The 24,205-nt window shown below is 54.6% G+C and carries 22 protein-coding genes; 12 read left to right on the top strand and 10 right to left on the bottom strand.

The features are described from left to right. Positions 1-209 precede the first annotated feature (209 nt). Positions 210-3,419, bottom strand: coding sequence for an amidohydrolase family protein (locus VIN76_RS05380; protein WP_332040794.1), 3,210 nt, complete (start codon positions 3,417-3,419; stop codon positions 210-212). Positions 3,420-3,609: 190 nt separating this feature from the next. Between VIN76_RS05380 and VIN76_RS05375 the strand changes: the two genes are divergently transcribed. The 5 genes from VIN76_RS05375 to VIN76_RS05355 all read left to right on the top strand — a co-directional run bounded on the left by VIN76_RS05375 (position 3,610) and on the right by VIN76_RS05355 (position 9,848). Then, positions 3,610-4,893, top strand: a complete 1,284-nt coding sequence (locus tag VIN76_RS05375) for an MFS transporter (protein WP_332040793.1) — start codon at positions 3,610-3,612, stop codon at positions 4,891-4,893. An 86-nt stretch (positions 4,894-4,979) separates the two neighbouring features. Then, positions 4,980-6,770 carry a DNA helicase RecQ gene (gene recQ, locus VIN76_RS05370; protein WP_332040792.1) on the top strand — a complete coding sequence of 597 codons (1,791 nt, stop codon included), beginning with the start codon at positions 4,980-4,982 and terminating at the stop codon, positions 6,768-6,770. 109 nt (positions 6,771-6,879) lie between these two features. Then, entirely contained in the window at positions 6,880-7,311 is a 432-nt protein-coding gene (locus tag VIN76_RS05365) for a TIGR01244 family sulfur transferase (protein ID WP_332040791.1), read from the top strand. 39 nt (positions 7,312-7,350) lie between these two features. Then, positions 7,351-8,358: a sterol desaturase family protein gene (locus tag VIN76_RS05360; protein WP_332040790.1), complete on the top strand. Its 1,008-nt coding sequence runs from the start codon at positions 7,351-7,353 to the stop codon at positions 8,356-8,358. Continuing rightward, positions 8,262-9,848: a GMC family oxidoreductase gene (locus VIN76_RS05355; RefSeq protein WP_332040789.1), complete on the top strand. Its 1,587-nt coding sequence runs from the start codon at positions 8,262-8,264 to the stop codon at positions 9,846-9,848. The genes VIN76_RS05360 and VIN76_RS05355 overlap by 97 nt, the downstream gene beginning before the upstream one ends. A 25-nt stretch (positions 9,849-9,873) precedes the next feature. Here the strand turns inward: VIN76_RS05355 and VIN76_RS05350 are convergent, their stop codons facing one another. Further along, a complete protein-coding gene (locus tag VIN76_RS05350) occupies positions 9,874-10,914 on the bottom strand; it encodes a hypothetical protein (protein WP_332040788.1) in 1,041 nt (346 codons plus the stop codon). A gap of 199 nt (positions 10,915-11,113) precedes the next feature. Between VIN76_RS05350 and VIN76_RS05345 the strand changes: the two genes are divergently transcribed. The 3 genes from VIN76_RS05345 to VIN76_RS05335 all read left to right on the top strand — a co-directional run bounded on the left by VIN76_RS05345 (position 11,114) and on the right by VIN76_RS05335 (position 13,568). Next, positions 11,114-11,836, top strand: a complete 723-nt coding sequence (locus VIN76_RS05345; RefSeq protein ID WP_332040787.1) for a hypothetical protein — start codon at positions 11,114-11,116, stop codon at positions 11,834-11,836. A 318-nt stretch (positions 11,837-12,154) separates the two neighbouring features. Further along, entirely contained in the window at positions 12,155-12,436 is a 282-nt protein-coding gene (locus tag VIN76_RS05340) for a hypothetical protein (RefSeq protein WP_332040786.1), read from the top strand. A 439-nt stretch (positions 12,437-12,875) separates the two neighbouring features. Further along, complete coding sequence (locus tag VIN76_RS05335) at positions 12,876-13,568, top strand: porin family protein (RefSeq protein ID WP_332040785.1); 693 nt, start codon at positions 12,876-12,878, stop codon at positions 13,566-13,568. Positions 13,569-13,658: 90 nt separating this feature from the next. Here VIN76_RS05335 and VIN76_RS05330 read toward each other — a convergent pair whose 3' ends face one another. Beyond that, complete coding sequence (locus VIN76_RS05330) at positions 13,659-15,875, bottom strand: M3 family metallopeptidase (RefSeq protein ID WP_332040784.1); 2,217 nt, start codon at positions 15,873-15,875, stop codon at positions 13,659-13,661. A 157-nt stretch (positions 15,876-16,032) separates the two neighbouring features. Continuing rightward, entirely contained in the window at positions 16,033-17,214 is a 1,182-nt protein-coding gene (purT, locus tag VIN76_RS05325; RefSeq protein ID WP_332040783.1) for a formate-dependent phosphoribosylglycinamide formyltransferase, read from the bottom strand. A 257-nt stretch (positions 17,215-17,471) separates the two neighbouring features. Between purT and VIN76_RS05320 the strand changes: the two genes are divergently transcribed. From VIN76_RS05320 to VIN76_RS05305, 4 genes are all read left to right on the top strand, one after another. Next, entirely contained in the window at positions 17,472-19,649 is a 2,178-nt protein-coding gene (locus VIN76_RS05320) for a TonB-dependent receptor (RefSeq protein ID WP_332040782.1), read from the top strand. Between the two features lie 56 nt (positions 19,650-19,705). Continuing rightward, positions 19,706-19,831, top strand: a complete 126-nt coding sequence (locus VIN76_RS05315; protein ID WP_332040781.1) for an Entericidin EcnA/B family protein — start codon at positions 19,706-19,708, stop codon at positions 19,829-19,831. 20 nt (positions 19,832-19,851) lie between these two features. Then, positions 19,852-19,977, top strand: a complete 126-nt coding sequence (locus tag VIN76_RS05310; RefSeq protein WP_332040780.1) for an entericidin — start codon at positions 19,852-19,854, stop codon at positions 19,975-19,977. A gap of 172 nt (positions 19,978-20,149) precedes the next feature. After that, entirely contained in the window at positions 20,150-20,260 is a 111-nt protein-coding gene (locus VIN76_RS05305; RefSeq protein WP_414696290.1) for an entericidin A/B family lipoprotein, read from the top strand. 16 nt (positions 20,261-20,276) lie between these two features. On the opposite strand, the gene tatC is transcribed toward VIN76_RS05305, so the two are convergent. Genes tatC through nagZ form a run of 6 tightly spaced genes read right to left on the bottom strand, consistent with a single transcriptional unit; the run spans position 20,277 to position 24,178 of the window. Continuing rightward, complete coding sequence (gene tatC / locus VIN76_RS05300) at positions 20,277-21,056, bottom strand: twin-arginine translocase subunit TatC (RefSeq protein ID WP_332040778.1); 780 nt, start codon at positions 21,054-21,056, stop codon at positions 20,277-20,279. Further along, on the bottom strand, positions 21,053-21,457 hold the full coding sequence (tatB, locus tag VIN76_RS05295) for a Sec-independent protein translocase protein TatB (RefSeq protein WP_332040777.1): 405 nt from the start codon (positions 21,455-21,457) through the stop codon (positions 21,053-21,055). Before tatB ends, tatC begins: the two co-directional genes overlap by 4 nt. Before the next feature lie 32 nt (positions 21,458-21,489). Then, entirely contained in the window at positions 21,490-21,717 is a 228-nt protein-coding gene (locus VIN76_RS05290) for a twin-arginine translocase TatA/TatE family subunit (protein WP_332040776.1), read from the bottom strand. Positions 21,718-21,745: 28 nt separating this feature from the next. Beyond that, positions 21,746-22,384: an SMC-Scp complex subunit ScpB gene (scpB, locus tag VIN76_RS05285; RefSeq protein WP_332040775.1), complete on the bottom strand. Its 639-nt coding sequence runs from the start codon at positions 22,382-22,384 to the stop codon at positions 21,746-21,748. Then, positions 22,377-23,171 (bottom strand): ScpA family protein, encoded by a 795-nt coding sequence (locus tag VIN76_RS05280; protein WP_332040774.1) that lies wholly within the window; start codon positions 23,169-23,171, stop codon positions 22,377-22,379. Before VIN76_RS05280 ends, scpB begins: the two co-directional genes overlap by 8 nt. Then, the gene (gene nagZ / locus VIN76_RS05275; RefSeq protein ID WP_332040773.1) at positions 23,171-24,178 is read right to left on the bottom strand and encodes a beta-N-acetylhexosaminidase; all 1,008 of its coding nucleotides are present in this window, start codon (positions 24,176-24,178) and stop codon (positions 23,171-23,173) included. Before nagZ ends, VIN76_RS05280 begins: the two co-directional genes overlap by 1 nt. Positions 24,179-24,205: the final 27 nt, after the last annotated feature.

The following is a 24,205-nucleotide window of genomic DNA, read 5'->3' as shown; positions in this document are numbered from 1 at the left end:
AAGCTGATGTTAAAATCAGTATCAATTTGAAATGCTGCACCTGCGAGTTTCATTTTTGCAACTCGCTTGCATTTTCTGCAAAAAGCCTGGCCTTTTGTAATATTATTATGCGAAAAACAGAGGATTGCTGCCAAAAATGATAGCAGAACATCTGTCTGATAAGCCCGGATTGCGCGCCGGGTTATTGGAATCCAGCGCGCCCGGCTAACTCACTCCCACCAATAAGCAGCCCTTTGACGGGTGCCCGTTGTAACTTCGTTCATGGTTACAGGGTCATACATCCGGCCGTTCACCATCACCCGGTGGATCTTGTCGCTGTTGCGGATATCGGCGGTGGGATCGGCATCCAGAACGACCAGATCGGCAAGCTTGCCCGCTTCCAGTGATCCGATTTCCTCGTCCATCCCCAGAGACTTGGCGGAATCAATTGTTCCGGAACGCAGCGCCTGTAGCGGGGACATGCCGCCGCGCACGAATGACCAAAGCTCCCAATGGGTTCCGATACCCGCCTGCTGCCCATGCGCGCCAATGGATACCAGAACGCCCTTATCCGCCAGTTTCTTGGCTTCGCGGGCATTGTCATCATCGACAAAATCCTCGTCCGGCGCCATGGTCCGGCGCACGGTTGCGGCCGCCAGCTGCTTGGGCGGTGTGTGGATCATCAACGGATGCTTGAAAACGTCAGTCGCCTGCCGCCAATAAGGATCACCCGCCAGCCCGCCATAGCTGACCACCAGAGTTGGCGTATAGTTAGTCTGTGATTGCGAGAACATCTGGACCACGTCGTCATAGAAAATATCAAGCGGGATATTATGCTCCAGCGTACTGTTGCCATCGGCGACCAGTGTCATGTCCATGCCAAAAAGCGAACCGCCTTCCGCCACGACCAGCATATTTTCCTGACGCGCCGCTTCGACGACCTGCTGGCGCTGTTCACGGCGCGGCTGGTTATAATTTTTCACGCTGTGCCCGCCCTGCGCCTTTAACCGGCGAACATGGGCGAGCGCATCGTCAAAATTATTGATTTCGGCATAAACATCAGCGGCTTTCGCACCATAGACAACTTCGCCAGTGGAAAAGATTCGTGGTCCGATGAGCTGCCCTGCCCGCTGCATTTCCGCAGCGACAAAAATCTCGCTCGCTCGGCTGGAAGGGTCATGGATAGTCGTCGTGCCAAGCGCCAGGTTCTGGATCAGCGACCAGTTTTGCTGCGGCACCAGTTCATCCGTGCCTTGCGGGCCATGAGCATGAGCGTCAATATAGCCGGGGACAATGGTCTTGCCGGTAAGATCAACCACGCTCGCGCCCGCTGGCACAGCAACAGAGCCACGCGGCCCGATGGAGACGATCTTGTTCTCCCTCACGACAATCGTGCCATCCTCGACAATCCCGCCTGCTTCATCGCCCATTGTGATTAGCCGCGCACCGACCAGCGCCAATGTGCCGCTGGGTTTGTCCGCCGCGATCGTCCGCTCCAGAGACACGCCGCTACTTGACGGGGTGAACTTGGGCGCGTCCTTGCCAGCGGGTGCAGCGGGGAAAAGCGCGTTGGTCTGGACCGTGTAAACCGTTGGCCCCACGCTCCAGTGGAGCTGCTGACCATCTTGTGACCAGTGAATATAATCCGCGCCGCCGCTGCTAACCGCTGTTACGGGCATTGATTTGCTGTCCGGTGCCACCGCAACCGCTTGGGTGCCGGGCAAAAGCGGCATGACAAAGGCTTCGTAATTCTGGCGGAAGGCGACATATTGGCCATCTGGCGAGACAATATAATCGGTGGTCAGCTCACCCGTCGCATGGGTGCGCTTGGCCTCGCCATTCATGTCGCTGCTCGTCAATATGCGCTTGTTATCTTTTTCCTCCATCATGAAGATGCGGTCGCTATTCGCGCCATATTGCGGCCCAGCCGCATCCTTGGCAATGCGCTGCGGTGTGCCACCGGATGCAGCGACGCGGTAAATCCCGTCATCCATCGAATAAGCCGGAGACGTAAGATAGCCCCCATCCTTCATTTCAAAGATGATCGTGCGGCCATCGGGTGAAAAGCGGGGCCGGGCATAATGGCCGGGTCGATCCGTCACGGTGCGGGCGGAGCCCCCCGACGCACTGACCGTCTTTATCTGGCCCAGTTCCTTGTCGGTCCAGCCGACAAAGACTATCGAGCGGCCATCACGGGACCATGAGGGGAATAGCTCACGCTCACCATTGCTGTTCGTCAAACGCTTTGGCGCTCCGCCGCCCATCGGTTTGATATATAGCTGTCCCAGGCTTTCATACACCACTTGCCGACCATTGGGCGATACCGCTGCAAAGCGCGGCATTTTGGCGGTGAAACTGTCCGATGCCACTGAGATCCTGGGGTGCGGAGCATTGGCCACGCCGCGCGTGTCGTTTATTGTGAACGGAATTACCGTCGCGCCGGAACCATCAGCGGCCACCTTGCGTATCTTGCCGCCTGCCCAGAAAACAATGCTGCGGCTATCAGGCGTCCAGTCCATATTGGGATATACGCCCGTGACCGCCCAGGTTTCCTGCACATCCTGATCCAGATCATCATAGATTTTGCGCTCAATACCGGTGGTCAGGTCTTTGACATACAGCTTTGACTGGGTTCGTTCGCGCCGGACAAAGGCGATGCTTTTGCCATCGGGCGAAGGGGTCGGCCGCACGGACCCGCCAAGGCCGGAAACCGCAGTGCTGATTTCGCCGGTTTCCAGATCATATTCCTCGATATTGAACAGATCGGTATTGGAATCCTGCGCATAGATAAACTGGCCGCCGGGCGTGATGTTGCGCGTGTAATAGAGCGATTTGCCATCGGGCGCATAAATCGGCTCACCCAGTTCTTTTTGATGGGTGTCATTGGGCTTTTTGACCAATACCACGCCTGCCCCGCCGGAAACATGGTAGACCCAAACCTCTCCGGTGCCGAGCGACCGGCCAGTGGTGAAATGTTTCTTGGCAATTATGTAACGGCCATCCGGGCTCCAGCTCGGCTGGTTGAGCAAGCGGAACTCTTCCTTGGTCACTTGCTTTTTGTCGCTGCCATCGCGGTTCATAATCCAGATATTATCCCCGCCGCCGCGATCCGACGTAAAGGCGATGCGTTTCCCGTCGGGGGAGAAACGCGGCTGGACTTCCCAAGCCAGCCCTTCGGCAATGCGAGTCGGATTCCCGCCGGAAATTGGCATGGTGTAAATATCACCGAGCAGAGCAAAAGCGATGCTGCCGCCATCCGGGCTGACATCGACATCGATCCAGCTTCCCTCATCGGTATTGATCGGAACCTGCTTGATCGTAGCGCCCTTTGGCGCGTTAACGTCCCATTTTTCCTCTTTGGCTTTATCGTCAGACGGCTGAGCATAAACCTGTCCGGCAAATGAAATGGCGGCAAGAGCTGTAATAAGGCGATATTTCATGAAAACTCCGATGACCCGTTTATTTTATGTCGCCAATAAACAACAAAATTACCAAGATGAACAGGGGAATATTGACGCCCTGTGCCTCCCGCTATTGTCACAGGCTATCAAAAACAGTTCATGTTTTCTATCAAAGCCCTAGTTAAACAAAGGGTGTTCGGGGATGCACCCTCGTGCCAATCACTGCGTAATGGCAGTTCTTGAAACCCGATCCGAAATCACCCCAGCGGTGTCCAATCAATACCCCAATTATGTGATTGGCGTGTTGTTCATGCTCACCATGCTGAACTTCCTTGACCGGCAGATCATCACCATATTGGCGGAGCCGGTGAAACAGGATCTCGGTTTGTCAGATACGCAAATTGGCTTGATGACCGGCCTGTCCTTCGCCATTTTCTACACAACGCTGGCCATTCCTGTGGCGGCGCTGGCGGATAAATGGAACCGTAGCCGGATCATTGCCATATCTATTGCGATTTGGTCAGCGATGACAGTGTTCTGCGGATTGGCGGCCAATTTCACCCAGCTCTTTCTCGCGCGTGTAGGCGTCGGAATTGGCGAAGCGGGGTCAGGGCCTGCATCCCACTCGTTAATTGCCGATCTTTTCCCGCCAGAACGCCGGGCTGGCGCGCTCGGCATATTGGGTATGTCCATACCGATCGGGGCATTCATTGCTTATGCTGGCGGTGGCTGGATCGTCGAGCGTTTCGACTGGCGTATCGCATTTTTCATGGCGGGATTGCCCGGTATCATTATCGCACTGGTTGTCTGGTTCACTGTTCGCGATCCGCGCGGCAATATCCCCCTGGCCCAGGCGTTCAAACGTGATCCCAGCAAGATTAGTTTGAAAGAAGCACTGCGCACCCTGTCAGCCAAACCGGCTTATTGGCATCTGGTCGCTGCGGGTATTCTCGTGCAATTTGTTGCTTATGGTATTGCCAGTTTTTACGGCAGCCTGTTCGTTCGTGTCCATAATATGGGCTATGGGGAACTGGGCTGGAAACTTGGTATCATGGTCGGGCTGTCCGGTGCGCTAGGGGCCTGGCTAGGCGGAAAGGCCGGTGATCGTTTCGGTTCGCTTCGCGCCACGCTGCCCCTTGTGCTGACTTCTCTGGTCATGCTTGTCTCAGTTCCGGGCATGATCTTGGCCCTTTATGCACCAAGCGGCAATCTGGCCATGCTACTACTGGCCATCCCTACATTCGCTGCGACATTCTATTATGGCCCCAATTTCTCCGCTATACAGAGATTGGCAAGCGACGAAACCAGAGCGATGGCGGTTGCCATCTACCTCTTGCTTGCCGGAATAATCGGGCTTGGCATTGGTCCAGTCTTTGTCGGTATGCTGTCTGATATGTTTAGCAGCGACCTGAGCGACAGCGCCGCGTTGCAGCGGGCTCTCGCCTGGCTCGCGCTGTTCAACATCTGGGCTGGATTTCACTTCTGGCGGGCTGCGCGCAGATTGCAGGATTGATATTCTAAACCGTTCGCCCAGTCATAAAATTGACCTTCCCCACTTTAACGGTTCCGTTCGCCCGCTCCTCTGGGTAGGACAGCCGGATGATCGAGAATCTCCTTCCCCTCCTGAAATCGACCTTTGGCTTTAACGCATTTCGCGGGGTGCAGGCCGAAGTTCTGTCGCGGGTGATGGAGCGCAGGAATACCTTGGCGGTCATGCCGACGGGTGCCGGGAAATCCTTGTGTTATCAGCTTCCCGCCATAGCCAATGAAGGCACGGTGGTGGTTATCTCTCCGCTAATTGCGCTCATGCACGATCAGCTACGCAGCGCAGAAGCCGTGGGTATCCGCGCCGCGACGCTTACCTCTGCTGATGACAATCGGGCAGAGACTATTGCGCGGCTGAAAGCGGGCGAACTGGACTTGCTTTATGCTGCCCCTGAACGCGCTTCGGGTGATCATTTTCGCAGCCTGCTTGAACAGACACGCATTTCCCTTTTTGCCATAGATGAAGCGCACTGCGTATCGGAATGGGGTCATGATTTTCGCCCCGATTATCGCTTGCTACGTCCATTGCTCGACCATTTCCCGGATGTACCGCGCATTGCGCTGACGGCCACTGCGGACAAACATACCCGCGAAGATATATTGGTGCAGCTTGGCATAGAGCAGGACGGTTTGATCGTTGCCGGTTTTGACCGGCCCAATATCCGGTACAATATCTCACCGCGCAAGGGGCTGGCGAAGCAGATTACCGACCTTGTGGAGCGCATTCCCGGCCCCGGCATCATATATGCCCCGACCCGCAATGCGACAGAGAAAATGGCGGAGCAGATCGCCCGCACGGGCCGCAGCGCACGCGCATATCATGCCGGACTCCCCCCCGAAATGCGTCAGCGTAACCAGGCTGATTTCGTGGCATCCGAAGATATGGTGATGGTCGCGACCATTGCCTTTGGAATGGGCATCGACAAGCCGGACGTCCGCTTTGTCGCCCATGCCGGACTGCCCAAATCCATCGAGGCTTATTATCAGGAAACCGGCCGCGCAGGCCGCGATGGCGACCCGGCGGAGGCCCATATGTTCTGGGGCGCAGAAGATTTCGCGCGTGCCCGTCAAAGGTTGGCCGAAGTCGATGAAGCGCGCCTTGCCAGCGAAAGGACTAGGCTTGCCGCTCTGGGCGGGCTGGTCGAGGCGGCGGGGTGTCGCCGCGCGATCCTGCTCAAACATTTTGGGGAAGACCCACCACAAAGCTGCGGCAATTGCGATAATTGCCTGAACGCGCCGGTCACACGCAATGTTACGGAGCTGGCCCGCAAGTTCCTGTCGGCTGTTTACCGCACCGGCCAAAGCTTTGGCGTCGGCCATTTGGAAGCGGTCCTTACCGGCAAGCAAGAAGATAAAGTGCTGTCACGCGGGCATGACCAGCTCTCCGTCTTTGATATTGTCGATGCCGAAGAGGCGCCGCTGATCAAACCTGTCTCACGCTCCCTGTTGCTGCGTGATGCGCTACGCAATACCGAACATGGCGGATTGATGTTCGGGCCAGAGGCACGCAGCATTTTGAAAGGCGAAACCGAGGTAGCGATTGTCGAGCCGCCTGTGCGCGAACCTAAAAGACGTCGCGGCGCAAGCGCCTCCCCCAATCCGGTTGGCGATCCGTTATTCGACGCGCTGCGGGCCAAGCGTATGGAGCTTGCCAAAGAACAAGGCGTCCCGCCTTATGTCATTTTCCACGACAGCGTGCTGCGCGACATGACCGGTTTCAAACCGCGCAATTTATCAGCACTGGCTGAGCTGCCCGGTATTGGTGCGGCCAAGCTGGAGAAATATGGCCCCCAATTTCTTGGTGTGATTCAGGACATTACCGAAGCGCAGGAAGAGAGAGCATAAAAGGGCCGTGCAATTTACGCTTCAATGATGATAATTGCCGTTCACACTCGATAAAAACGCCGAGTCCGTTCAAGATATACTGACCAAGACAAAAGAGGAAAACCAAGCCATGTTCCGTCCGATTAATGATAAAATCAGCGTATCTCCGCAGATCGAATTGGCGGATATAGAGGCCGCCAAGGCCGAAGGCGTGGCGATGATTATCAATAACCGTCCGGATGGCGAAGACCCCGGCGCACCGCAAAGCGCCGAAATCGAAGCGGCGGCCAAGGCTGCCGGGATTGATTATGTCGGTATTCCTATCTCTCACAGCGGTTTTTCCGCGCCGCAAGTCGATGCTATGATCGCCGCTCTTGATGGCGCCAAAGGCAAAACGCTGGCTTACTGCCGGTCGGGAACCCGCTCCGCCTTTTTGTGGTCGCTGGCACAGGCGAAGCAAGGTGTATCGCCGGATGAAATTGCCCGCCTTGCCGGTAATGCCGGATATGACATCACTCCCGTCCGCGCGATGGTCGAAGCTTTAGCAGGCGGAAACGCATAGGCTCTAGACAGCAACTAACATTCATGTAAACAATGGGGCATGGAGAGCTTTCCTTCCCCGACGCTTTGGGCGATTCCCTTTTTCGTGGCGACAGTCGCGGGCGAATGGCTATGGAGCCGAAGGAACAGAAATATCCGCTATGAAACCAGGGATGCGGTAACATCGCTATCCCTTGGATTAGGCAGTCTGGTCGCGGGATTTGCGACAGCCGGGATTGTGTTTGCGCTTGCGCTATGGGCCTATGACCACCGGATTATCGATTTGCAGATCGGCTGGCCCCAGGCGCTATGGCTTTTCCCCCTTGCTTTCGTTCTGGATGACCTGGCCTATTACTGGTTCCACCGCACCGCGCATCGTGTCCGCTGGTTCTGGGCCGCGCATGTCATTCATCACAGCAGCCGGCATTATAATCTAACGACCGCGCTGCGTCAGACATGGACCGGATTTTTCGCGCTAAGCTTCATCTTTCGCATGCCTCTGTTTTTTCTCGGCTTTCCGCCTGCGTTGATCTTCTTTCTCGCGGGGCTCAATCTGGTTTATCAATATTGGATACATACCGAGGCGATTGGCCGGATGCCGCGCTGGTTTGAAGCGGTGATGAACACCCCCTCGCACCACCGCGTCCATCATGCCACCAATCCCCGCTATCTGGACCGCAACTATGCCGGGGTCTTCATCATCTGGGACAAGATGTTCGGCTCGTTTGAGCCGGAAACAACAGACGAAAATATCGAATATGGCATCGTCAAGAACCTGACCAGCTACAATATTTTCTGGGCCGCCTTCCACGAATGGGTCGGCATCGCGCAGGATTTGTGGTCGGCGCCCTGGCGCTACAAATTAAACTATCTAATCAAACCGCCCGGATGGAGCCATGACGGCTCCAGAGAAAGCAGCGAATCCATAAAGGCACGCTGGACGCAACAGAGGGCACAACAGGAGAGAGTTACATGGCAGAATATGACATCATCGTTATCGGCGGCGGATCGGCAGGAAGCGCGGTTGCCGGGCGACTCAGCGAAGATGGAAAACGGTCGGTCTGTCTGATCGAAGCCGGAGGCACGAATAATAATTTCCGCGTGAAAACACCGGGAATGATGCCGTTTCTGCCACAAAACACCAACTGGCGATTTGATACCGTCCCCCAAAAGGGGCTGAACGGACGCATCGGCTATCAACCGCGCGGGCGCGGCCTTGGCGGGTCGAGCGCGATCAACGCCATGGTCTATATTCGCGGTAACAAATGGGATTATGACAATTGGGCAGCGCTGGGCTGTGATGGCTGGAGCTATGATGATGTCCTGCCCTATTTCAAGAAATCCGAAAGCAATGAACGGGGCGGCGATGAATTTCACGGCAGCGACGGGCCGCTATCGGTGTCCGACCAGAAATGGCCCAACCCCGGCAGCGTCGCCTTTGTAGAAGCCGCGCGGAATTTACAGATCCCCGTAATCGACGATTTCAACGGTGCGAAACAGGAAGGCATGGGCCTTTATCAAGTGACCCAGAAAGGCGGCGAACGCTGGACTTCAGCGCGTGCCTATATCGAACCGGCGCGCGGCAGATCGAATCTCGATATCAAAACCGATTCTCTGGTTGAGAAGCTGATCATCGAAAATGGCCGGGTCACGGGCGTTCAGGTCTTACGCGGCAAAAAACGGGAAATCCTGTCCGCCAAAGGCGCTGTCGTCCTTTCCGCCGGTGCATTCGGCTCACCGCATATCCTGCAACTGTCCGGCATTGGCCCCGCGGAGCACCTTAAGGAAAAAGGCGTTGATGTCGCTTGTGACAAGCCGGAAGTCGGTGCGAACCTGAAAGACCATATCGACTTTGTTTCCGGCTATAAAACGGAATCCACAGAGCTGATTGGCGATTCCTTTCAGGGCACGCTTCGCATGGCAAAGGCGATTTTGCAGCACCGGATGAAACGCACCGGGATCATGACCACCCCTTATGCCGAAGCCGGTGGTTTCTGGACCTCTGGCCCCGACATTCCGGCCCCCGATATCCAATATCATTTCGTGCCCGCCATGCTGGAAGATCATGGCCGCGAAAAAGTCAGTGGCCACGGCTTTAGCTGCCACGCCTGCGTCTTGCGCCCACACAGCAAAGGCACGGTGCGCCTAGCATCAACCGATCCCGCAGCGCCGCCTGCCATCGACCCCAATTTCCTTGATGACGATCGCGATATTGAGACTTTGCGTAAAGGCGTGCGCCATATGCAGCGGATCATGGAAGCCCCGCCGCTGACCGATTTCAAACCCACAAACCGCTACCCCATCGACATGAGCGATGACGCCGCACTCGATGCCCTGATCCGGCAGCGCGCTGATACCGTTTACCACCCTGTCGGCACTTGCCGCATGGGCAGCGACGACAACGCTGTGGTGGACAGCCGCCTGAAATTCAAAGGTCTGGACGGCCTTTATATTGCAGACGCATCAATCATGCCGGAAATCGTCAGTGGCAACACCAACGCGCCCAGCATCATGATCGGTGAACGCGCGGCGGACTTTATCAAGGCGGATTTGGGGTAGTTGTTCAGGGCGCTCCAAACCCGCCCTAAGCAACAATCACATAGCCTTCATCGCCCTGCCCTCGGCACATTTGCTTGGAAACCCGCGTTTCCTCGCCTTCGATTATCGCGACATCGGTTATGCTAAGGCACCGGCGTCCATTGGGCTGAGCGTTGAGGGCAGTGACGGTTGACGATCCGGAAACACCGGAGCGAGTCGGGCTTTTCCAGCTTGCCGTGGCACCGACTTCCTCTTGCTCGGTGACTGCGACAGTGGCCTCGGCAGCTTCTTTCTGCTCGTCTTCGGTAAGCTGGCAGGCAATTTCGCTGACCAGCAGCGCCCCCACGCCGCTTGAAATGAGCGTGCCGACATTGCCAAGACCGGCCACATTACCAGCCACGCCGCCTATAATACCGCCGAGCAGGCCACCGCGCCCTCTCGCTTTTTTGCATTTTTGTGCGGCTGTAGCCTTTTCCGCAGTTTTAGGCGCGCTGCTTTCTTTGTCGCTTTCTTTATCGCTGGCCACATATTCGGGCACGTCATACCCGCCGCAACCGGTGTTGAAGCAAAAGCGGTCCTGTAAATAGGCGCGGTCAGTCTGGTAACGCGACTCCAATTCGCGATAGCCGGCAAGATTGGCGCCTTCCGGGTCGGACGCGGCATGTTCCTGCATTATCGCTTTGTAAAAATCATCGCGGGCCTTTGCCGAGTAGGCCATTTTTCCGGCGACTTTATCTGTATAAAGGGCAGATAATTCATTCTGGTGATCGATCATCCGCTGCCGGAACGGGGTCAACACCTGTGCATAATAACGGTCGAGCGATATGGTGCAGCGGTTAATCTCTTCGGCCTTGTCGAAAGGAGCTGAGATTTTCTGAAAATCCTCGCGGCAGTCAGGATAGCCTTCTGACGTTAATATCGGGGTTGGTGGTAATGAGGGCAATTCCGGCTGGGGTGAGACAGGCGGGGAATAGGCGCGATCCGTATCGGATATGGCCTGTTCCTGGGAATTGGCCGGAACGGCCGCATGGACGGCCAAAAAGGCCGTGGCCAGTGCATAAGATAGGCTGTGCATCCATTTTGTCATTTCATTCCCTCCCCTTGCGGGCTGACTGCTCCAGGCAGACCATGATACGAAACCAAGACCGCCAGCTGGAATGAAACTAGGCCATTTTTTTCAGCCTGTCTGTGAAATATCGCACAATGTGACAAATCTCATCATAACATAAAACCGGTATATGGTATAAGCTCTTCATAATCACCTTCGCCGGATGGGAAGAAAGGTCATGAAAACTCGTTTCAAACCGCTGATATTACTGGCCGCAATGCTGGCTGTTCAGGGGAATAGTGCGCCGGACAAAGATATTGTCATGGATCCCGCCAACCCGACATGCCCGGACGAGCCTGATTGGTCCGATTATACGGAAATGAAGCTCACGCGCGTAGAGAAAGACGGCACATCCGTTCTGCTTGCCGAAGGATTTGTGGATGTAGGATTGCCCCAGCGGCTGAAAAAAGCGCTTGCCGATCATGGCGATATTACCGAAATCTGGCTCCGCTCGCCGGGGGGAGATGCCCGCGCCGGAAATGAAGCGGGACGCATTATCCGCGAAGAAGGCGGTTTGATAATCACCCGTATCCCCTCAGGATGGACCTGTTTCAGCGCGTGCAACTTTGTTTTCATGGGCGGCCGCGCCCGGATTATCGAGGATGGCGGAAATTTCATGGTTCACATGTTCACGATGACAAATGACCGCAATGCTATCAATTACAGCATTGAAATGGGCACCGATTCCACGGTCGAGCTTATCGGGGAAGTCGAACAGGAAAGCGCCCTGCTGGCGACTGAAGATAATGACTTCCTAATCCGCATGGGTGTGTCGCGAAAGCTGTTGACCGATATCATGTATAGACAAAAGGCGATCGAAACAGACGGCAAAGACAGGTCAACGCGGCGCTGTCTGACCAGAGAGGAAGCGCTCAAATATAATGTCGCCAATGTCGAGTGAAGGTCGCCGGTGACATTCAGAAAAGCCTACCAAAGGCCTGCGGCACATTGCTTCCGGTGCCTGATACGGCAATAAACCTGTGTAAATTTAACCATATACGTTAATATGTGACATAAGTTTACAACAGTTTTTTTCCTGTTTCTTTCAACGATTTGACTTCGTTCAAGCCCAGTCTCCCGTCCTTATGTCCGAAAATTACTATAATTCGCCCGATGGTCGGCATATCCTTTCATCGACTGAAACAAACGGTTCATCGCAGATTCAGTCTCGAAACTTAATCTCGTGCGTTGAAAGTTCAGAGTAACAGAAGGAAGAACGATGTATTTACCCCTAAAATCATTCGCCGACCGGACTCTTGATGCGCCGGCTGAAGCTACGAACCCGCAAAAAGAAGCTGTGCAACAACGGGGATATCAACCGATGTATCATCAGGACATCGTCAACCACTGCCCCGGTTGCGGTAAATCCCAATGGTATGTAGGCCGGTTCAGCGCGGAATGTGCCTATTGCGAAACGGCTTTGCCACTGGCGATAGTTTCAAGCCAACCCATGCAGCCGCGCTTTACAGAAAGTTTTAGCAAAACGGCAATGGCGGCCTGATCCGCTACGGTTTCGTTTATGAACAAAAGAATATGCGGGAAAATCTGTTCCGTCAGTCTTGGGCATAGATAACATTCTCTGCATCTGGCTGACGGTTCTCGCATCACCCCTCCGGGTTTAATCCCCCTCCCCTGAACGCTGAAACTTGTGTCCCCATCCTGTATCCGGGAAGGTGTTTCAGTATCTGGTTCACGCCCTCGTATAGTGTCAGAAAACGCTGTTAAAATCAGCGGTTACACAGTTCATCTTACGTGCAGAACAGTTCCTATGTGTTGGAAATGCAACAGATTTGGCCATTTCCAGAATTTTCGTTCCAAAATGTAAAATATCATCTGCCGTTCATCTAACAAGCCGCATTTCAGAGGGGTTCCTTATGGAACAAACTACGTCTGCACACGTTTCCAGCAGATGTTTGAATAGTAATAATGGAGTAATAAAAATGAAATCCCCCCTTATAATATCTCTCCTCGCGGGCAGCATGATGGTTTCAGCTGCGGCCCAGGCTCAGGAAACATCCCCCTTCTCTGGTCCCCGCATCGAAATCCTCGGCGGCTATGATCAGCTTAGCTCCGGCAGTGACGTTGATATCGATACCGACAATGACGGCATTTTCGAAGAGAATGATATCGACCAGTCTGTCGACGGCTTCGCTTATGGCGCAGCGATCGGTTACGACTTCGATCTAGGCTCGGTAATTGTCGGTCTGGAAGGCGAGTATATGGACTCGACCGGAAAGCAGGGAACCGATGAAGATATTGCTGCGCCCTTCGGATATCGCATCAATGTCAATCGTGACCTGTATGTCGGCGCACGGATCGGCGCGCAAGTAGCGCCCAGCACCTTGCTCTATGCAAAGGGTGGCTACACCAACACGCGCGTAGAATCCCGTTTTCAGGACCGTCTTGAAGATGATGGCTTTGACCTGAATTTCGATGATGCCCAGTCAGTAGACGGTTTCCGCGTAGGCGCTGGTGTCGAACAACTTATCGGCCCGGGCTATGTGAAACTGGAATACCGCTATTCCAACTATAGCGCCATGAAGTTTGATGACCGACTGTTCTCGGACAACCAGGAAATCGGCATTGACCTTGACCGTCACCAGGTCGTGGCCGGCGTTGGTATGCGTTTCTAAACTCCAGAAAATATTTCTGTAATCCATAAAGAAAGGGCGCGCTGACCAATGGCTAGCGCGCCCTTTTTATATCTTTCGATTACCGGTTATTCACTCGCTACCGGTAGTTTCGCCGGGCACCGGGAATCCCCGTTTCTTGAGGATATATTTCACTTCCGGATCACGGCCGCGGAATTTGCGGTATGCTTCCTTGCGATCCGTTTCGTTTGCGGTGGACAGGATTATCGAGCGGAAGCGTTCCGCCGTGTCCTTGTCCCACACATCCCCGGTTTCTTCAAAGGCCGCCCAGGTATCCGCGTCCATGGTTTCGGACCACAAATAGCTGTAATATCCAGCCGAGTAGGCGTCGGACGAGAACAGGTGATTGAACTGCGGCAAGCGGTGACGCATCACAATCGTATCCGGCATGCCGATTTCAGCCAGCGTCTCACGCTCGAACGTATCGGGGTCGGTGACCGGTTCGGCGCGGTTGTGGAGTTTCATATCCACAATGGCAGATGACAGATATTCCACCGTTGAAAAGCCTTCATTAAAGGTTTTCGACTTGTTGATCTTGTCAACCAGCTCCTGCGGCATAGGCTCACCGGTTTCGGCATGTTTGGCATAATTATCCAGCACATAGCGGGTGAGCAGCCAATTCTCGTTCACCTGGCTTGGATATTCCACAAAATCGCGCGGTGTCCCGCCAAGTCCCGGATAGGTGATGTCATAGTTCAGATAATGCAGCGCATGACCAAATTCGTGGAACAGGGTCGATGCATCATCCAGACTGATGAGCGTGGGATCACCCACCCCGCCTTTGACGAAATTGTTATTGTTGGACGCCAGAACATAATCATTCTTACCGCCCAGATCGAACTGGCTGCGATAGGTGGTCATCCACGCACCTGACCGTTTCCCGCCGCGTGCAAAATTATCGAGATAGAAAAGCCCGACTAGCTTGTCCCCGCGCTTCACTTCAAAGGTGCGGACTTCGGGATCGAAAACCGGCACGCTGCCCGTATTCTCGGTAAAGCTCATCCCGTACAGCTTGTTCGCGGCGTCAAACATCGCGTCGACCATGTTGTCCAGTTTGAAATAGGGTTTGATCTCCGCTTCATCGAGGTCGTATTTTTCATTACGGACCTTTTCGGCATAATAACGATAATCCCATGGCTTGATCGTGATGTCAGCACCCTCGGCATCGGCAATCGCCTGCATATCAGCCACTTCTTCGTTCACCCGTGCGACAGCGGCGGGCCAGACTTTCATCATCAGCTCCATCGCGGTTTCGGGGTCTTTCGCCATCGTATCGGCCATGCGGTAATGGGCATGGGTTTCAAAGCCGAGCAGCTTCGCACGATCCGCACGCAGCTTCAGGATTTTGGCGATCGTCGCGTTGGTGTCGTTCTCATCGCCATTGTCGCCGCGGTTAATATAGGCGTTATAGACTTTTTCGCGCAGATCACGGCGGGTCGAGTTTTGCAGGAAAGGCTGCATCACCGAACGGGTGTTTTTCAGCGCCCAGCCCTCTTTACCCTGTTCCTTGGCCGCTTCGGCAATGGAAGCGATGAAACTGTCCGGCAATCCGGCAAGATCGGCCTTATCGGTCAGGAAAATAAAGGTTTCCTCATCGGCCAGAACCTTGTTGGAAAAGTCGTTAAACGCTTTTGACAGCTCGGTATTATAGGCAATCAGTTGCTCTTTATCCGCGCCTTCCAATAATGCGCCGTTGCGGACAAGGGCTTCATATTCACGCTCAACCAGACGCAATTGCTGTGCATCCAGACCGGCGTTTTCCCGGTTGTCATAAACGGTTTTATACCGCTGGAAAAGTTTCGGGTCGAGGGTCAGCTCATCAAAGAAAGCCGAAACTTTTGGAATCCACTCACCCTGGATCTTGCGAACCTCGTCATTGGACAGGTTGCTTGAATATACGCCCCAGATGGCGAAAAGCTCATCGGCGCTGGTGCTTGCCAGTTCCAGAGGCACGATTGTATTATCAAAGGTCGCTGGCTCGGGATTGTCACGCACGGCAACATATCTGGCCTTGATGTCCTTCATCATCTGGTCAAATGCCTGCGGAAAGTCGGAGACTTTCATTGCATCCCACGGCGGAACACCGCCATAAGGGCCTGTCCATTCCTGTAAAATGCTATTTTCAGACACATTGCCAGATGGTTCGTTCATTTCATTCTTCCCGTTTGCGCTTACCTTGTTAAGCTCCGCAGTTGTTTGCTCTGCCATGGCGGGACTACTGCCGATGCCGAGCAAGGCAGCGGTTGATACGCCCAGAAAAAATTTGCGGCTGGAAACTGAAAATCGCATATATGCACTCCAAAAATTAGGAAATATGGCCCCGCTCAGGATATTGCCCTGAGCTCCTTTCGTCTTGAGATTCCATATAGGAACAGAACATAGAAAGGCAAATGGTTACGTGTGAAATCATCCTTAGACGAAACGAGCTTAGCCATCGATGAACGCATTATTCCCGATATTCAATCCTGACCCTGTCCGCTGCATTTTTGGCGAGCCGCCGGGCCGCATCGCTGTCAGCGCCGGTTGCCAGGGCCACCCCCATACGCCTGTGGACCCGCGTGACGGGCTTGCAGAATATCCGCACATCCACTTCGGCCCCTTCCCCGCCCAAGGCCAGAGCATCGGCAATTCCGGTAAAGGCAAAATCCCCGGCCTCGCGGTCGGCCAATATCACGGCACTGGCGCTTGCCGGAGCGGTCTGGACGATATGCGGGATGGGCAAAGCCATGACAGCCCGGGCATGAAGATCGAATTCGCTCAAGTTCTGGCCTATTAACGTGACCATGCCGGTATCATGCGGACGGGGGCTGAGCTCTGAAAAAATAACCTCGTCCTGTCTGGTCACGAAAAACTCGACGCCGAACAATCCATAACCGCCAAGGTTATCGACGACTTTGCGCGCCATATCCTGAGCGGATTTCAACGCGTCCTCTGACATGGCAGCGGGCTGCCAGCTTTCCATATAGTCACCGCGTTCCTGCCTATGGCCAATGGGCGGACAAAACAGGACCCCTTCGCGTGTGCGGATGGTCAAAAGCGTGATTTCATAGGCAAAGTCGATAAACTGCTCGACAATCACACGGACGCGGTCGCCGCGCATATTGTCAACAGCGTAAGTCCATGCGGTTTCCAGCGCGTCGATACTATCTACCTTGCTCTGTCCCTTGCCAGAGGATGACATGACCGGCTTGATGACCAGCGGCAGCCCTATATCATCAGCAGCCGCCTGCACCTCGGCGAAACATTCGGCATAATGATAGCGAGACGTGACAAGTCCCAGTTCCCGGGCCGCAACATCGCGGATCGCATCGCGGTTCATCGTAAGCTGAGTCGCGCGTGCGGATGGCACGATATTATATCCCTCGCCCTCCATCTCCACGAGTATCTCGGTACGGATAGCCTCGACCTCCGGAACAATCAGGTCGGGTTTGTGTTTTTCGATGGCAGCGCGCAATTTATCACCGTCGAGCATGGAGAATATCTCGCACTCATCCGCGACCTGCATCGCCGGAGCGGCCGGATAAGCGTCGCACGCAATGACATAGGCACCAAGGCGCTTGGCGGAAATGGTGAATTCGCGGCCCAGTTCGCCCGAACCCAGCAACAGGATTTTTTTGGTAAAAGTCATGATATTGTCATTAGCGTGGTTTTATTTGCGCGTCATGTCCAACTTGTTAAGCGATTATGTGTCCCACGAGTAATGATTTGATGCTGAGCCCGATTTGGGAACGTCCTTCGACCAACCCGGAACTAAAGGCTATGTTCATTGTTCAAAGGTTACGGATAACCAATTTCGCGGCACAATGAAAATAGCATTGATATGTTATATCATTTCTCTTAAAGGAGGGTGCAACAACCCTCAACCCCTCATTCAGGCGAGTATTCATGCCCCAGATCAAATATTTCCTCTCTACCGCTCTATTGATCAGCCCCATCACCCCAATTCTTGCCCAACAACCCGTCCTTACACAAGAAAGTGCGGATCAGGATACATCCGATACGCCGCAACTGCGCGGGACATATGACGATTTTCACAAGGATGACGCGATCGTCGTGACCGCGCCCTATGTCAAGAAGCTGGATATTCTGGCTGGCACATCTGTATTATCGGGCGACCAGTTGACCAAGGATATGCGCGGCCAGATTGGTGACAGCCTGACCAGCCTTCCCGGTATTTCCTCGACCAGCTTTGCGCCCGGCGCTTCCCGCCCGGTATTACGCGGTTTTCAGGGGCCCCGCGTTCGGGTTCTGACCGATGGCCTGGGCGCTCTCGATGCTTCCAACACTTCGACTGACCACGCGGTCGCGATTGACGCCCTGACTGCCCAGCGTGTTGAAGTGCTGCGCGGGCCGGCGGTTTTACTGTTCGGCGGCGATGCGATTGGCGGCGCGGTGAATGTGATCGACAAGCGCATTCCGCGCAATGTCCCTGACGAAGCCTTTCACCTTGATGCCATCGGCGGCTATGGCAGCGCTGCAAATGACTGGAGCATGGGCGGCTCGCTCGACGTGAAACTGACGGACTCGCTTGTATTCCATATCAACGGCAGCTTCCGCGATACCGATGATGTCAATGTCGCCGGTTATGTCCTGGCGCCCGAGCTACGCAGCGAAGTTCTGGCGCAGGCCGCCGAGGAAGCCGAGGAAGGCCATCTCGACGAAGCGGCGGAGCTGACCGCTACCGCCAACCAGCGCGGCAAGGTCCCGAATACGGCCAGCCGCACAATTAACGCATCCACTGGCCTCGCCTATATTGGTGAAGGCGGTAATATCGGCTTTTCGGTAAGCTATTATGACACGGATTATGGTGTCCCCACCCGCCCTGGAACGGTGCACGCGCATGAAGCTGACGATGATGACGACCATGACCATGATCACGAAGAAGGTGAAGCACCTGTCACAATCGGGCTGGAACAATTCCGCGCCGATCTGCGCGCCGGTGTTGATCTTGGCGGATTTTTTGAAAAGCTCAACCTGCGTGCCGGCTATTCCGATTATGAACATACCGAATATGAAGGCGATGAAGTCGGCACGGTGTTTCAGGTTTCGGGTGTAGAGGCCCGTGCGGAACTGGTTCAGTCGGATCGCAACGGTTGGCGCGGCGTCATCGGTACGCAGCTCTTGCAACGGGATTTCAATGCCATCGGAGCAGAAGCATTTGTTCCCAAGAACAGCGTCGAGAGTTTGGCGGCCTTTACAGTGCAGGAAATTGATCTTGGCAATTTTGAGGCTGAAATCGCAGCGCGCTATGAAAAGACCGATCTTTCGTCAAACATCATCAATTTCGATCGCAGTTTCGACAGCCTTTCCGGAGCGCTTGGCCTTGCCTATGCTCCTGATGGCACGGGCCTGAAAGTCGGTGTCAATCTCTCCCGCTCGGAGCGCGCACCATCGGCTGAAGAGCTTTTGTCCGATGGCCCCCATATCGCAACCCAGGCCTATGAAATCGGCAATCCGGATTTCACGACAGAAAAAAGCTGGGGCGGAGAGCTTTATGCACGCTGGGATTCAGACGATCTCCAGTTGAACGCGACCATTTTCGCCAACCTGTTCAATGATTATATTTTTGAAGCCGCAACCGGCGCGGAAGAAGATGGCCTGCCGGTTTTCCAGTATTTTCAACGCGATGCGACTTATTATGGCTTTGAAGCCTCAGCATCCTATGTCTTTGCCCGCACAGGCAGGTTTGACTTTGTCGCCGACGGGGTAGCCGATTATGTCCGGGCAAAAATCAAGGATGGCGGCGGCCCTGTTCCCCGGATCCCGCCGCTGCGTCTGTTGGGCGGTATCGAGGCGCAAAGCGACGCGCTTGACCTGCGCGCAGAACTGGAATGGTCCGACGCCCAGAACCGGGTTGCAGCCTATGAAACGCCAACTGACAGCTTCACCCTGGTCAATGCGTCTGCGGCATGGCGGCCATTCGGTAAAAATGGCGGCGTGACACTTTTGGCTTCGGCAAACAATATCTTTGATGTTAATGTGCGCCGTCATGCCTCGTTCACGAAAGATTACGTACCACTGGCAGGTCGTGATATTCGTATCAGCGCAAAGTTTAGTTTTTAGCAGAAATCGGGTAGCTTCCGGTTCTCGCTAGAAACAGAGAATCAGGAGCTACCCAAATGCGGAAAATCTTCGCTTCCATCGTTATTACATCAACTCTCTTGCTGGGTGCGTGCAACACTGTGCAAGGTGTTGGGGACGATATTAAGTCCGTTGGCCGCGCCGGCGAACGGGCAATCGACTAATTTTAATGATCGGAGAATTTATGCGTAATATTTTAGCTATTTTGATGTTGTCTGCGACCTTCGTTCTGGCGGCCTGTAACACGGTTCAGGGCGTAGGCGAGGATATCGGTTCTGTCGGTCGTGCTGGTGAAGAAGTCATCAACTGAGCCTATTACACTCATCCACCTGTAAACTATCCGCCGCAAATGATCCGGCGTTGATCGCTAAACATGCAATTATGAGGCCGGTTGCGGGAACCAAAACGCGATCTGTGCATTATGTTTGAGTGTCGGCATATTATGTCCGGCCGTAAGGAGAGCGAAAATGCGTAAGATCTTTATGACTTTTATCCTGTCATCAACGATGGTCCTTGCCGCGTGCAATACCGTTCAGGGTGCAGGTGAAGATATTGAATCTGTCGGCGAAGCGGGCGAAGAGGTAATTGACTAGCCCTAAACCGCCATATCTACTCGGCAGCTTTGGTCTTTTCCTGCTTGCGCTCGGTAAACCACATGATCGCAAGCGAAGCCTCGTAAAGCAGGATCATAGGCAGGCCGAGTAGAAACTGCGACACGATATCCGGCGGCGTCAATATTGCGCCAATCACAAATGCCAAGACAACCATATAACGGCGAAGGCCCGTAAGCTGTTCGCGTGTAACCAGCCCTGCGCGGTTTAACAATAAAAGCAGCACCGGAAGCTGGAAACACGCTCCAAAGGCCAGCATGAAGCGCATGACGAGATCGAGATAATCGCCCATTGCCGGCAGTGCTTCCTGTGTCATTCCGCCGACTTCGCCCTCAAATCCCAGAAAAAACTCGAAGGCCAGCGGCATCACAACGAAATAGGCCAGCGAGGCTCCAGCGGCGAATAAGATCGGTGTGGCCAAAAGAAACGGCAGAAAAGCCCTCTTCTCGTTTGAATAAAGCCCCGGCGCGACAAAGGCCCAGACCTGGTTCGCAATGATCGGGAATGCAAGGAAGAAGGCAGCGAACATCGCGACCTTTATCTCGACAAAAAACGCTTCGTAAAGCTTGGTATAGATCAGCCTTCCCTCACCCGGCGGAAATGCGTCGGTCAGCGGGGCCACCAATATTCCAAATATCTCGTCGGCAAAATAAAAGCTGACCAGGAAAGCGATGAACAGGGCAATCACTGTCCGCACAAGACGTTGCCGCAATTCGATCAGGTGATCGATCAGCGGAGCCTTGCTCTCATCAATATCCGGTTTGGACGGGTTGTTCATTGACCGGATTCTTTTGCCGGTTTTTCTGATGTGCTGTCATCAAGCGGCAGATCCCGTTGGTCCGCTTCGCCAGTGTCGTTTTCGCCAGTCTCGTTTTCGCCAGAGCCATTTTCCTTGGGAGCATCCAGCGCCCGCATCACCGGTTCATCTTCTGCATCAGAAATGTCGGGATGTTCGAGCATGATACGCTCGTTCTCCGCGGCCCATTTCTTTTCCATTTCCTGCATTTCAGCCTCACGCACCATGGCATCGAAACCGGTGCGGAAATTGGCCATGACGCCGCGACCCTTGGCCACCCAGCGGCCTGCCGTACCAAGAGCGCGAGGCAATTCCTTTGGGCCAATCACCACAATGGCAATGATCACGATAATCATGATCTCGGACATGGAAAGATCAAACATGGGTGCGCGCCGCTATTCCCCGCGGGCAGGCATTAACCAGCGGTCTTGTCAGAGCTGGTCGTTGTCTCTGCTTTGATATCGGTTGGTTTAGTATCAATCTGCGGCGAGGAACTTGCACTTTTCTCTTCTTCGGAAATGCCTTGCTTGAATGATTTGATACCTTTTCCAACATCACCCATCATCTCGGAAATCCGGCCACGACCGAATAGGATCAGGACCAATGCCCCAATGATTAAAATCTGCCAAATACTCGGTTGCATCGAAAGTCTCCTTATCTGTGCCCACTACTTAGGCTCTTTCGGTTTCACTTTCCAGTGAGTCTCTGGAGTCCCCTTCATTTTCTTGGCTATTTTCTTCACCCTGCGGCAATTCTTCTGCCTCGAAATCCATCTGTTCCATCGCAAAATCAACAGGGTCAAGCAAACCAGCGGCTTTCAGGTCGTCAATTCCGGGCAATTCCTTGCGGCTCTGGAGGCCAAAATGGGTAAGAAATTCCGCAGTTGTAGCGTAAATAAGGGGACGTCCCGGCACTTCACGGCGCCCTGCGGGCCGGACCCAGCCCGTCTCCATCAGGACATCCAGCGTACCCTTGGCAACCTGAACCCCCCTTATGGATTCTATTTCAGCGCGGCTCACCGGCTCATGATAGGCAATGATGGCCAGTGTTTCCATGCCTGCACGGCTCAGTTTGCGTAGCTGCGCGCGTTCACGCCGCAGCAGATGGGAAAGGTCATGGGCGGTCTGGAAATGCCAGCGGTCACCCGCTTTGACCAGCGATATGCCGCGCCCTGTATAATGGTCCTGCAAAGCGTTAATCGCCCCGCGAACATCCGCGTCTTCACCGACATATTGCCTGATATCCGCAATCGTCATCGGTGTTTCGGAGGCGAATAAAGTCGCCTCGACCGCGCGGATGATGTCATCCATCACTTCTCGCCTTCAGCTTTAATGGGGCAAAGCTTTCATCCTGACTGAGCACCAGTTTCCCCCGCCGGGCCAGTTCCAGAGCCGCAACGAAACTGGATGCCAGTGCCGATTTACGCAGTTGCGGCGGCCCGCCAGGGGGAAGAAAATCCCGGATATCCATCCAGTCTATCGCTTCGCCAAGCATCAGGGAAACCCGCTCCAGCGCATCTTCCAAAGTCATCACCATACGCTGTTTGACGATATGGACCGGCGGAATGCTCCGCAATTTGACGCGCCCGTAAGCGGAGATCAGGTCATAATATTCCGCCTGCCAATGCCGGTTATTGACGACCCGCAGGCCTTCTGGCGCACCGCGCGTAAACACATCACGGCCAATCCGGTCACGGGCAAGCAACCGGGCTCCCGCCTCCCGCATTGCGTTCAGCCGCTCCAGCCGCATTTGCAGGCGCAGAGCCAGTTCTTCGGGTGAAGGGTCAATTTCCGGGTCCTTGGGCAGCAACAGACCGGATTTCAGATAGGTCAGCCACGCCGCCATCACCAGATAATCCGCAGCCAGCTCCAGTTTCAGGCTCTGTGCCTCGGCTATATATTTCAGATATTGTTGCACCAGTTCAAGGATTGATATTTCCCGCAAATCAACCTTCTGGCTTCGTGCCAAAGCCAGCAAGAGGTCAAGCGGCCCCTCCCAACCGTCAATATTCAGCGTAAGCGCGTCATCCTCTTCGGGCGGGGATGGCGGGAAGAAGAAACTCTCCGTTTCGCTGTCTATATTGACGCTTCGGTCCATCAGGCCGCCGCCAGCAACGCATCACGGCGGGACAGCAATTCCGCCAATTCGACTTGCTCACCGGCCTCTTTCAATGTTTCCATCGCTTTATCGAGCCGCGCGCGGGACTTTTCGCCAATCTCGCCCAGCAGGTTCGCGATACCGGTCATCTCGTCCATCCGGCCCCAGCAGTTCAGCGCAATATCACAACCGGCCGCAACCACATCGCGCGCGCGTTCCGGCACTTCGCCTTTCAGCGCCTTCATGTCGAGGTCATCAGAAAATAACAGGCCGTCAAACCCGATTTCCCCGCGAATGATATTTTCGATGACGACCGGCGACAGGCTGGCACAGCGTTCCTTGTCCCATGCCGTGTAAACGATATGCGCCGTCATCGCCATCGGCGCGGCGGATAGGGTACGGAACGGGGCAATGTCGGCTTCCAGCTCTTCCGCAGACGCATGGACCGTAGGCAATTCCATATGGCTATCCACCACGGCGCGCCCGTGGCCGGGGATATGCTTGATGATGCTGACCACACCGCCCTTGGTCTGGCCATCAATCACCGCCCGCCCCAAAGCCGCCACCTGCATCGGGTCACTGCCCAGCGCGCGGTCCCCGATAGCCTCTACCGTATCCGGTTGCCGGACATCCAGCAGGGGAAGGCAATTGACGGTTATGCCCACTTCACGAAGGCTTTCGCCAATCGCCTGTGCATTGATCCGTGCCGCTTCGATCGCTGTGCCGGGGGCAATGTTGTAGAGCTTGTCAAAAACCTCTCCCGAAGGAAAACGGGGCCAGACCGGCTCTTGCATGCGCGCCACCCGGCCACCTTCCTGGTCGATCAGGATAGCCAGATCGTCACGGCCATGCAAATCGCGTAGCTCGTCGGTCAGCGCCCGCAACTGGTCCTTGCTTTCGACATTGCGGCCAAAAATAATATATCCGGCAGGATCGGCGTCCTTGAAAAACGCTTTTTCATCAGCGGTCAGGCACAGTCCCGACATACCAAAAATGACCGGCTTCATGATCCCGTTCCACCCAATTTCACGCAT

It is taken from the genome of Parasphingorhabdus sp., assembly GCF_036568145.1.
Taxonomy (GTDB): domain Bacteria; phylum Pseudomonadota; class Alphaproteobacteria; order Sphingomonadales; family Sphingomonadaceae; genus Parasphingorhabdus.
This window is presented reverse-complemented; position numbering and strand designations above follow the sequence as displayed.